4 protein-coding genes and 1 pseudogene (1 of these 5 running past the window's edge) are annotated in these 11,867 nt (G+C 67.3%); 2 read left to right on the top strand and 3 right to left on the bottom strand.

Features of this window, described 5'->3' with window-relative positions:
- Positions 1 to 14 precede the first annotated feature (14 nt).
- Positions 15 to 518 carry a metallophosphoesterase family protein gene (locus K7I03_RS00640; protein WP_185945115.1) on the bottom strand — a complete coding sequence of 168 codons (504 nt, stop codon included), beginning with the start codon at positions 516 to 518 and terminating at the stop codon, positions 15 to 17.
- Between the two features lie 116 nt (positions 519 to 634).
- On the opposite strand from K7I03_RS00640, the gene K7I03_RS00635 reads away from it, so the two are divergent.
- Positions 635 to 895 (top strand): DUF6332 family protein, encoded by a 261-nt coding sequence (locus tag K7I03_RS00635; RefSeq protein WP_185945114.1) that lies wholly within the window; start codon positions 635 to 637, stop codon positions 893 to 895.
- 79 nt (positions 896 to 974) lie between these two features.
- Here the strand turns inward: K7I03_RS00635 and K7I03_RS00630 are convergent.
- Both K7I03_RS00630 and K7I03_RS00625 read right to left on the bottom strand, forming a co-directional pair.
- A pseudogene (locus tag K7I03_RS00630) lies at positions 975 to 1,568 on the bottom strand (chitinase); the annotation flags it as partial.
- Between the two features lie 626 nt (positions 1,569 to 2,194).
- Positions 2,195 to 2,413 (bottom strand): MbtH family protein, encoded by a 219-nt coding sequence (locus K7I03_RS00625; RefSeq protein WP_185945113.1) that lies wholly within the window; start codon positions 2,411 to 2,413, stop codon positions 2,195 to 2,197.
- Between the two features lie 208 nt (positions 2,414 to 2,621).
- On the opposite strand from K7I03_RS00625, the gene K7I03_RS00620 reads away from it, so the two are divergent.
- Positions 2,622 to 11,867, top strand: the start of a protein-coding gene (locus K7I03_RS00620; protein WP_449657234.1) for a non-ribosomal peptide synthase/polyketide synthase. The gene runs 13,602 nt beyond the window's last position; 9,246 of the gene's 22,848 nt are visible here — the first part of the coding sequence; its start codon is at positions 2,622 to 2,624; its stop codon lies off the right edge, out of view.

The raw sequence follows: 11,867 nt of genomic DNA, 5'->3' as shown, positions 1-11,867 counted from the left end.
GGGGGACGGAGACGTCACACTCGCCGGGGCAGCGCGTGCAGCCGTACGCCGGTGAGCCGGCCGTCGGCGACGCGGGCCGTCATATACGTGCAGTGCGGCTGCCGGCGCCGGTCGGTGGGCGAACCGGGGTTGAGCAGCCGCAGCCGGCCGTCCGCCGTGGAGTCCCAGGGGATGTGGCTGTGGCCGAAGACCAGCACGTCCAGATCGGGGAAGCGCTCCGCGCAGCGCCGTTCGCGCCCCTGCGCGGCGCCGGTCTCGTGGACGACGCCGAACCGCAGGCCGCCGAGCTCCGCGTACGCCACTTCCGGCAGCCGGGACCGCAGTTCGGGGCCGTCGTTGTTGCCGTACACGGCGAGCAGCCGCCGCGACCGCGCCTCCAGCAGGTCCAGCGTGGCGGCGTCCACCCAGTCGCCCGCGTGGATCACCACGTCGGCCCGCGGTACGAGGCCGAGGAGCTCCGGCGGCAGGACCTTGGCCCGTTTCGGCAGGTGGGTGTCGGACATCAGCAGCAGTTCCACGCGGCCGACGGTAGCCCGGACGCCACCCCGCCGCCGGGAGCCCGGCCGGCCGTGTTCCGGCCACGCCCGGCCGGGAACACCGTCCACGCGCCCACCGGGGATGAGAGGCTGGGCGCATGGGGAGTGGGACGCGCGGTCAGGCGGAGCGGGACGCCGTCACCGTCGAGATCGGATACGCGCTGTTGAGCGCGTGCTTTCTGGGGTTCGTGGTGTTCGCGGCGGTCGCCGGGCCGGTTCTCGTGTGGGACCTGCCCGCCGGCGTCGGGAAGGCGCTGGTGGTCACCGGGACGGTGCTGGGGTCCGTCCTCGGGGTGGTGCGCGTCGTCCACGTGCTGTGGCGGTTCACCGGGGCGGCGGCCGGCCCGGGGGACGGCTGAGCGTACGGACGCGGGCGGACGCGGGCGGACGTGGGTGCCCGGAGCGCCGCGGACCGCCCCGCGTCCGCCCGCCGTCGGCTCAGCAGTACAGGTCGCCGCCCGGCGCGACGCCGAGGATCTGGGCGAACTGCCGGTAGCTGTCCACCCGGTGCTGCACCTGCGCGGGGTTCCGGCCGTCGCACTCGACGGACCCGTTGATGCTGCGGATCGTCTGGCCGAAGCCGCGGCCGTTGACCATGGCGTCGTGCGGCGTCATGCTGCCCGGGCCGCGCTGGGTGTTCCAGTACCAGAGCGCCGTCTTCCAGGCGACGGTCGCGTCGTTCTGTACGAGCCACGGGCTCTTCAGCAGGTCCAGACCGAGCGCGTCCCCGGCCGCCTTGTAGTTGAAGTTCCAGCTGATCTGGAGGGGCCCGCGCCCGTAGTAGGCGGCCTGCCCGGCCGGACAGCCGTAGGGCTGGTTCCGGTCGCAGTACGTGGGGTAGTTGGCGGTGTTCTGCTCCACGATGTGCACCAGGCCGCCGGTCTCGTGGTCGACGTTGGCGAGGAAGGCCGCGGCCTCCTGCCGGCGGACCGTGTCGCTGCCCGTGCTGGCGAAGCCCGGGTACGCCTTGAGGGCCGCGACCAGGCCGCTGTACGTGTAGAAGCCGTTCGGGTTCGGGAACGTCTGCCGGAAGAGACCAGTGAACGCGGTGACCTGCCGCGATGAGTGGCCTGTGGTCGCTGAGCTGCACGAATGACCTTTCGGCTGTTTCGCCGGGGAAAAGGCGCTCGGCCATGCTCTGAGTGACCGTGGCCTTATGACGGTGCCAGGTCACCGGATGGCGAGCCACCACCACAGCCGGTCAGGGCGCCGGCTGCGGAAAGCAGGAAAGCACTGAGGGGCACGTGCCGGTGCGGCGATATCAAGGGGCGTACCTCCCTTGGCGGCGGAGATCGGGCCCCGCGCTTGGCCCGCCTGAGCCGCATCCCGCTGCCCATTCAGGAGACAATGGGCTACGGAAACCAGACGGTGCGTCGGCCAGACGGTCAGCTGGCTGGATTCCAGGCCGGTCCGGCGGGATCAACGGCTTCATGATCTTCCTCGCCGCATGGAACAATCCAATTCCGTGTACCCCGCCCCATATTCGGTAACCCCCATAGAGGACCGTCTTACGGTGCCTTGCGCGGAGGCCCTGGCCCCATAAAGCCAATCATCGAAGCCGTCAGCGATGACGGATATTCAGCGAATATAAAGAATCGGCCCGCGCCTCTCGAAAGACGAGGTGCGGGCCGGATATATTCTGCTTCATCAGCCGAAATTCAGGATGCGGATTCCCGCATGGCGTCGACCAGGCTCTTCGGGCGCATGTCGGTCCAGTGTTCATTGACATAGTCAAGGCATTCCTGGCGGCCGGCCGGGCCGTGCACGGTCCGCCAACCAGCCGGGATCTCGGCGAAATCCGGCCACAGCGAGTGCTGTTCCTCCTGGTTGACCAGAACCCGGAAAATGCCATTCTCGTCTTCGAACGGATTGCTCACAGCGTGTCTCCACAACGATTCCGGAGTGATTCATCCAGGATCCTAGTACCTGCTCGCCCGGCCGAAGCGAGCGCTGCGCGATGTGGGGCTGCTCACATCCAGGCCGGTCTATCTCTGTGGTTGAGTGGGATTTCTGGACCTTGTCACCGGGTGCATTTCGCATGCGAAAAAACCAGTTGACGGGGGAAGAGACACCACTATGGGGGGATTGAGCGTTATGTGGTCCGGTGCCCGCGATGACTTCCAGGCGCTGCCGAGCGGGATGCCGCCTTTCACGGTAGCGGAGCTCTTCGAGGCGCAGGTGCGCCGGACGCCCGACGCTACGGCGGTGGTCCATGAAGACCAGCGGCTGAGCTATGCGGAGCTGGATGCCCGGGCCAACCGGCTGGCCCGGCTGCTGATCGGGCGTGGTGTCGGCCCCGAGCGCCTGGTGGCCCTGGCCCTGCCACGCTCGGCCGAGATGGTCGTGGCCCTGCTGGCCGTCCTCAAGGCCGGCGGTGCCTATCTGCCCATCGACCCGGCCTACCCGAGCCACCGCATCCGGTACATGCTCGACGACGCCGCTCCCGTGCTGATGGTGACCACGGTGGACGGCGCCGTGGAGAGCACCGTCCCCCGCCTGGAGACCGACCACCCCGAGACGCTGGCGGCGCTGGAGACCCTGCCGGGCACCCTGCCGGCCGCTCCCCGGGCCGGGGTGCACAACGCCTGCTATGTGATCTACACCTCCGGATCGACCGGCAATCCCAAGGGAGTTGTGGTCACTCACCACAATGTGGTGCGTCTGTTCACCGCCATCGGGCAGCGGTTGTCCTTCGGCGCGGACGACACCTGGGCCCTCTTCCACTCCTACTCCTTCGACTTCTCCGTGTGGGAGATCTGGGGCGCCCTGCTGCACGGCGGCCGACTGGTCGTGGTCCCGTACGAGACCAGCCGTACGCCCGCCGAATTCCTGCGGCTCCTTGTCGACGAGCGGGTCACCGTACTGAGTCAGACACCGTCCGCCTTCCACAGCCTGGTGCGGGCCGACCAGGACAACCCCGGACTGGGCGATGCCCTGAGTCTGCGCGCCGTGGTCTTCGGCGGTGAGGCACTGGACCTGGGCAGCCTGGCCGGCTGGTACCAGCGCCATGACGACCGTGCCCCGCTGCTGGTCAACATGTACGGCATCACCGAGACCACGGTGCATGTCACCGCCACCGAACTCACCCGTGAACAGGCCGTCTCCGGCGCGCCCAGCGCCATCGGCGCCGCCATCGCCGACCTTGGCGCACATGTGCTGGACGACTCGCTGCGGCCGGTCGCGGACAGCACCGTGGGAGAGCTCTATGTCTCCGGAGCCGGCCTGGCCCGCGGCTATCTCGACCGCGCCGCGCTGACCGCCACCCGCTTTGTGGCCTGCCCCTTCGCCGACGGTAAGCGGATGTACCGCACCGGCGACCTGGTACGGCGGCGCGCGGACGGCCAGTTGGAGTTCGTCGGCCGCGCGGACGACCAGGTGAAGATCCGCGGTTTCCGCATCGAACTCGGCGAGGTCGAGTCCGTCCTCGCCGAACACCCCGCGGTTGCCCAGGCCGCGGTCGTCGTCCGCCCCGACCACATCGGGGAACAGAGTCTCGTCGGCTATGTGGTGGGCGCGGCGACCACCGAACCGGAGGAACACGACCAGCAGGTTGGCGAATGGCAGCAGATCTACGACGACCTGTATGCCGGATCCGCCACGGCTGCCTGGGGCGAGAACTTCGTCGGCTGGAACAGCCTTTACGACGGCCGGCCGATTCCGGTCGAGGAGATGAGGGAGTGGCGGGACGCCACGGTGGAGTCCATCCGCTCGCTGCGTCCCCGACGGGTGCTGGAGATCGGCGTGGGCACCGGCCTGCTGCTCTCCCGGCTCGCCCCGCACTGCGAAAGCTACTGGGGAACGGACCTTTCCGGCGCAGCGATCGAGGCGCTGCGCACCCAACTCGCCGGTGAGCCCGGGCTGTCCGACCGGATCGAGCTGCGCCACCGGCCCGCCCACGACCTGGAGGGCTTGCCCGCCGCATTCTTCGATGTGGTGGTCATCAACTCGGTGGTGCAGTACTTCCCCAGCGCCGAGTATCTGGCCGAAGTGGTGGAATCCGCCCTGAAGCTGCTGGCCGCCGGCGGCGCGGTGTTCGTCGGCGACGTCCGCAACCTGCGGTTGGCCCGCACCCTGCACACCGCCATCCAGCTCCGGCAGGCCAACGCCGACACCGATGCCGCCACGGTCCGGGCCGCGGTGGAACGGTCCTTGGTACGGGATAAGGAACTGCTGGTCGCACCGGAGTTCTTCACCGCCCTGGCGGGCGCCGACACCGTTGAGATACGCGTCAAGCGCGGCCGGTTCCACAATGAACTCTCCCGCCACCGCTATGACGCCGTACTGCGCAAGCAGCCCGAGAACCTCCTTCAGGTGACCCGGACTCCCGCCCTGGACTGGGGAACGGAGCTGACGGGCCTCGACGCCCTGGCCCACCGCCTCAGCACCGAACGGCCCGACCTGCTCAGGGTGAGCGACATCCCCAACGGCCGGGTCACCGCCGAGGTGACGGCCCGGCTCCGGCTGGCCGAGGGCGCACTGAGCGATGCCCTCAAGGCCGTCACCTACGGGGACGCCGTCGGTGTCGAACCCGAGGACCTCCACCAGCTGGGGGAGGAGCTTGGCTACCGGGTCACCCTGACCTGGTCGGCCAACCGCGAGGATGGCCTGGACGCGATCTTCGTCGCCCAAGGCGCCTACCAGGAGGCCGCCCTGGCCGGTCTTTGCCCGCCGCCCGCGGCAGGCGCCATCAGCCTCTCCTCGCTGACCAGCAGCCCCGCCATGGCCCGCGACATCGGCGCCTTCGTGGCCTCGGTGCGCGGCTATATGCGCGGCGTTGTACCGGAGTTTATGGTTCCGGCCGCCTTTGTGGTGCTCGACGAGTTCCCGCTGACCGCCAACGGCAAGCTGGACCGCGCGGCCCTGCCCGACCCCGATTTCACCACCTCCACCGGGCGTGCTCCTCGTACTCCGGCCGAGGAAATTCTCTGCGGGCTGTTCGCCGATGTTCTTGGTGTGCCCGAAGTGGGCGTGGAGGACAGTTTCTTCGATCTGGGCGGCCACTCCCTGCTGGCCACCCGGCTGGTGTCCAGGGTGCGTTCCGCGTTCGGTGCCGAACTCGGTGTGCGGGCGCTTTTCGAGGCGCCCACCGTGGCCGGGCTGGCGCGGGTGCTGGCCGGAGCCGGTCAGGCGCGGGCGGCGTTGGAGCCGATGGCTCGGCCGGAGCGGCTGCCGTTGTCTCATGCGCAGAACCGGTTGTGGTTCCTCAACCGGCTGGAAGGGCCTTCGGCTACCTACAATGTGCCGCTGGTGGTGCGGCTGACCGGTCCGCTCGACCAGGGCGCGTTGCAGGAGGCGCTGGCCGATGTGGTGGTCCGGCACGAGAGCCTGCGCACCGTCTTCCGCGACTATGACGGCACGCCCTACCAGAACATACTCGACGGCGAAGAGGCCCGAACCACCCTGGCGACCAGAGCGGTTACCGAAGCCGGCCTGGACGAGGCGGTCGCCTCCGCCGTCCGGTACGCCTTTGACCTCGCCCTTGAGATCCCGTTGCACGCTGAACTCCTCGCTCTTGGCACCGAGGAGCACGTCCTCGTACTGGTGCTTCACCACATCGCCTCTGACGGGTGGTCGCTGGAGCCGCTGTGGCGCGATGTCGTCACCGCTTATGAGGCCCGGCTGCGGGGTGCCGCTCCGGGCTGGCGGGCGCTGCCGGTGCAGTACGCCGACTACACCCTGTGGCAGCGCACGGTGCTGGCCGACAGCGTCGCCCCGCAACTGGACTACTGGAAGGGGACGCTGGCCGGACTGCCGGAGCGGATGGAACTGCCCACCGACCGTCCCTACCCCGCGGTGGCCTCCTACCGCGGTGGCTCCTTCACCTTCCAGTGGGACACCGACCTGCACCATGGCCTGGCGCGTCTCGCCAGGGAAGCCGGGGCGAGCGTCTTCATGGTGGTGCACGCGGCGCTGGCGGCGCTGCTCGCCCGTTCCGGCGCGGGTGAGGACATCGCCATCGGCAGTCCGATCGCGGGCCGTACCGATGAGGCCCTGGACGATCTGGTGGGCTTCTTCGTCAACACCCTGGTGCTGCGTACCGATGTCTCGGGTGACCCGACCTTCCGTGAACTGCTCGCCCGGGTCAGGGAAGTGGACCTGGAGGCATACGCTCACCAGGACGTGCCGTTCGAGCACTTGGTTGAGGTTCTCAACCCGGAGCGGACGCTGGCCCACCATCCGCTGTTCCAGACCATGCTCGCCTGGCAGAAGGCATTTGAACTGGAACTCCCGGGCCTCCAGGCGGACGGCGGGCTGGCGGCAACCGGTACCGCCCGTATGGACCTGGTCTTCAGTATCACGGAGCACCGCACGTCCGCCGGCCGGCCGACCGGCCTCGCCGGAGTCGTGGAGTTCAGCACGGATGTCTTTGACCAGAACACGGTGGAGGCACTGACCGAACGCCTGGGCCGCTTGCTGACGGCCGTGGCTGCCGACCCCGATATGCCGGTCAGCGACATCGAATTGCTCGATGAGCGGGAGCGGGAGTTGGTGGTTTCGGGGTGGAATGACACGGTGCGTGAGGTGCCGGGGTTGTCGTTGGTGGAGTTGTTTGAGGCGCAGGTGGTGCGGTCTCCGGGTGCGTTGGCGGTGGTGTGTGAGGGGGTGGAGTTGTCGTATGGGGAGTTGAATGAGCGGGCGAACAGGTTGGCTCATTGGTTGGTGGAGCAGGGTGCGGGGCCTGAGCGGGTGGTGGCGGTGGGGCTTTCGCGGTCTGTTGAGTTGGTGGTTGCGGTGTTGGCTGTTTTGAAGTCGGGGGCGGCTTATTTGCCGGTGGATCCGGCTTATCCGGCTGATCGTATTGCTTTTATGCTTGAGGATTCCCGGCCGGTGTTGGTGCTTGATGGTCTGGTGGATGTCTCCGGTTACCCGTCCTCCAATCCTGTTGTTTCGGGCCGTAGTTTGTTGCATGCGGCGTATGTGATTTATACGTCGGGTTCTACGGGGCGGCCGAAGGGTGTGGTTGTTTCGGTGGGGTCGGTGGTGAATTTGGTGTCGTGGGCGGCGTCGGAGTTTGGTGTTTCGGGGTTTGGGCGTGTGGTGGCGTCGACGTCGTTGGCGTTTGATGTGTCGGTGTTTGAGGTGGTGGGGCCGTTGGTGTGTGGTGGTTGTGTGGAGTTGGTGCGGGATGGTTTGGCGGTGGGGGAGCGGGTTGGTGTCGGGGTGCCGGTGGGTTTGGTGAGTGGTGTTCCGTCGGTGTTGGGGCGGGTTTTGCGGGGTGGGGTGAGTGGTGCGGTGGTGTTTGCGGGTGAGGCGTTGCCGGTGCGGGTGTTGGGTGATGTGCGGGCGGCGTTGCCGGGTGTGCGGGTGGTGAATGCTTATGGGCCGACGGAGGCGACGGTGTATGCGACGTCGTGGTCGGCTGAGGGTGAAGTGGGGTCGGTGGTTCCTATTGGTTCGCCGTTGTGGAATGTGCGGGTTTATGTGCTGGATGGGCGGTTGAGGCCTGTTCCGGTGGGTGTTGAGGGTGAGTTGTATGTGGCGGGTGCGGGTGTGGCGCGTGGTTATGTGGGTCGTTTTGGTTTGACGGCGGAGCGTTTTGTGGCGTGTCCGTTTGGGGTGGGCGAGCGGATGTATCGCACGGGTGATGTGGTGCGGTGGCGGGGAGATGGTGGTCTGGAGTTTGTGGGGCGTGCGGATGATCAGGTGAAGGTGCGTGGTTTCCGGGTTGAGCTGGGTGAGGTTGAGGCCGTGTTGGCGTCTCATCCTGGGGTGGTTCAGGCTGTGGTGGTGGCGCGTGGTGAGGTGTTGGTGGGTTATGCGCTGGCTTCCTCGGTGGTGGATGAGCGTGAGGTGCGGGAGTTTATGCGTGAGCGGTTGCCGGAGTTTATGGTGCCGGCGGCTGTTGTGGTGGTGGATGAGTTCCCGTTGACGGCGAATGGGAAGCTGGATCGGAGTGCTCTTCCGGAGCCGGAGTTTGTGTCCGGTGTGATGTCGCGGTCGCCGCGGACGCCGGTGGAAGAGGTGCTGTGCGGGTTGTTCGCGCGGTTGCTGGGGGTACCTGAAGTGGGTGTGGAGGACAGCTTCTTCGATCTGGGCGGTCACTCCCTGCTCGCCACCCGCCTGATCTCACGGGTGCGTTCGGTGTTCGGAGTGGAACTCGGAGTTCGCGTCCTCTTTGAGGCACCCACGGTGGCCGCGCTGGCCGCGGTGGTGGCCGGAGCCGGGCAGGCGCGGGTGGCGTTGGGGCCGATGGCTCGGCCCGAGCGGCTGCCGTTGTCGTTCGCCCAGAACCGGCTGTGGTTCCTCAGCCGGCTGGAAGGCCCGTCGGCCACCTACAACATCCCCTTGGCGGTACGGCTGACCGGACCGCTCGACCCGTCGGCCCTGGCAGACGCCTTGGCGGATGTGGTGGCCCGGCACGAGAACCTGCGCACCGTCTTCCCCGAGGACCAGGGCACTCCCTTCCAGCGCATCCTGGAGGACGCGCACGCCCGGCCGGCCCTGACGGTGACCGAAGTCAACGAGGAAACGCTCGCCGAGGCGATGGACCGAGCCATCCGCCACCCCTTCGACCTGGCCTCCGAACTCCCGCTGCGCGCAGAGCTTCTGGCGCTTTCACCGGAGGAGTCCGTCTTCGTCCTGGTGCTCCATCACATCGCCGCCGACGGCTGGTCGCTGGCGCCCTTGTGGCGTGATATCGCCGCCGCCTATGCCGCCCGGCTGCGGGGCAGCGCTCCGGACTGGCGGTCGCTGCCGGTGCAGTACGCTGACTACACCCTCTGGCAGCGCAAGCTGCTCGGCGATGAATCCGACCGGAACAGCGTGCTGGCGAGCCAGCTCGCCCACTGGAAGCAGACGCTCAACGGCCTGCCGGAACGCATCGAGCTGCCGGCCGATCGTCCTTACCCCGCCGTCGCCTCCTACCGCGGTGGTTCCCACACCTTCCACTGGGATGCCGAACTCCACAACGGCCTGGTGAAGTTGGCGCGTGCACATAACGCCACCGTCTTTATGGTGGTGCACGCGGCGCTGGTGGCGCTGCTGCACCGGATGGGTGCGGGTGAGGACATTGCCATTGGCAGTCCGATCGCGGGCCGTACCGATGAGGCCCTGGACGATCTGGTGGGCTTCTTCGTCAATACCCTGGTGCTGCGTACCGATGTCTCGGGTGACCCGACCTTCCGTGAACTGCTCGTCCGGGTCAGGGAAACCGACCTTGATGCCTATGCCCACCAGGAGGTGCCCTTCGAGCACCTGGTGGAGGTGCTCAACCCGGCGCGGTCCCTCTCCCACCACCCGCTGTTCCAGGTGCTGCTGGCCTGGCAGAACACGGCCGACTCCCAGCTGGAGCTCAGCGGGGTTTCCACGGATCACCTTTCGGTGAGCACACAGTCGGCCCGAATGGACCTGGCTTTCACCCTGATGGAGAACTCCGGCGCGGAAGGCGGAGTCGATGGTCTTGTCGATTTCAGTGTTGACCTCTTTGACCAGGCCACCGTGGAATCGCTGGTCGCCAGGCTCGGCCGGCTGCTGACGGCCGTTGTCTCCGATCCGGATATTCCGGTGAGCAGGGTGGAACTGCTCTCCGATATGGAGCGGTTGCGGGTGTTGGGTGAGTGGGGTGGTGTGGTTGGTGGTTCTTCGGGTGGGTTGTTTGTGGAGTTGTTTGAGGGGCGGGTTGCGGCTGCTCCGGATGCGTTGGCTGTGGTGTGTGGTGGGGTGGAGCTTTCGTATGGGGAGTTGAATGCATGGGTGAACCGGGTGGCGCATTGGCTGGTTGAGCGGGGTGTGGGGCGGGAGTGTGTGGTGGGGTTGAAGCTTCCGCGTTCGGTGGAGTTGGTGGTGTTGGAGCTGGCGGTGTGGAAGGCGGGTGGGGCGTTTTTGCCGGTGGATCCGGTGTATCCGGAGGATCGGGTTGCGTTGATGTTGGAGGGTGCGGGTGTGGGGTTGGTGGTGGATGGGCCGGTGGTGGCTGAGGGTTATCCGGAGGGTAATCCTGTGGTGGGTGGTCGTGGTGTGTTGGATGCGGCGTATGTGATTTTTACGTCGGGTTCCACGGGGCGGCCTAAGGGTGTGGTGGTGTCGCATGGGGGTGTGGTGGGTTTCGTGCGGGCCCATGCGGAGGCGTTGGGGCTGGGCGCGGGATCGCGTGTGTTTCAGGCGGTGTCGCCCAGTTTTGATGTGGCGGTGGGGGATGTGGTGATGGCTTTGGGTTCGGGTGGGGCGTTGGTTTTGGGTGGGGCGGAGGGTTTGGTGGGGGATGAGTTGGCATTGGCGTTGGAGGTGGGTGGGGCGACGCATGTGGCGTTGCCGGTGTCGGTGCTGGCGTCCTTGCCGGTGGGGCGGGCGCCGGAGTTGGCGTGTGTGGTGGTGGGCGGCGAGGTGTGTCCGGGGGAGTTGGCGCGGCGGTGGGTGTCGAGTGGTCGTCGGTTGGTGGTCGGGTATGGGCCGACGGAGACGACGGTGAGTGTGACGTGTGGCGCGGTGGATGGTGATGGCGGTGTGCCGTCGTTGGGGCGGCCCATTGATGGGGTGGGTTGTTTTGTGCTGGACGGGTGGTTGAGGCCTGTTCCGGTGGGTGTGGTGGGGGAGTTGTATGTGGTGGGTGAGGGGGTTGCGCGTGGGTATGCGGGGCGTGCGGGTTTGACGGCGGAACGTTTTGTGGCCTGTCCGTTTGGTGAGGGTGGGCGGATGTATCGGACCGGGGATTTGGTGCGATGGCGGGGGGATGGTCGGCTGGAGTTCGTCGGTCGTGCGGATGAGCAGGTCAAGGTCCGTGGTTTCCGGATCGAACCCGGCGAAATCGAAACCGTTCTGAGCGGGCACCCTGCCGTTGACCGTGCCTTGGTCATCGCGGACCAGGGGCAGCGCCTGGTCGCCTATGTCGGACCGAAGGCCGATGCGCATACCGGTGAACTCGGCGAAGAGCTGCGTCAGTTCGCTGGCGGGCAACTGCCGGACTTTATGATTCCCTCGTCATTTGTAGTGCTCGGGGAATTCCCGCTGACCGTCAACGGCAAGGTGGACCGGGCCGCTCTTCCGGCGCCGGTATTCGACTCCGGCTCCGCCCTTGCTCCTCGTAATCCGACCGAGGAAATTCTCTGCGGGCTGTTCGCCGATGTTCTTGGTGTGCCCGAAGTGGGCGTGGAGGACAGCTTCTTCAACCTGGGCGGCCACTCCCTGCTGGCGACGCGTGTTATCTCCCGGGTGCGTTCGGCGTTCGGTGTGGAGCTTGGTGTGCGGGCTTTGTTTGAGGCGCCCACGGTGGCCGGGCTGGCGCGCGTGGTGGCCGGAGCCGGGCAGGCGCGGGTGGCGTTGGAGCCGATGGCTCGGCCCGAGCGGCTGCCGTTGTCGTTCGCCCAGAACCGGTTGTGGTTCCTCAGCCGGCTG

The organism is Streptomyces mobaraensis (assembly GCF_020099395.1).
Lineage (GTDB): Bacteria > Actinomycetota > Actinomycetes > Streptomycetales > Streptomycetaceae > Streptomyces.
The sequence above is the reverse complement of the archived record's forward strand: the minus strand, read 5'-3'. Positions and strand labels throughout refer to the sequence as shown.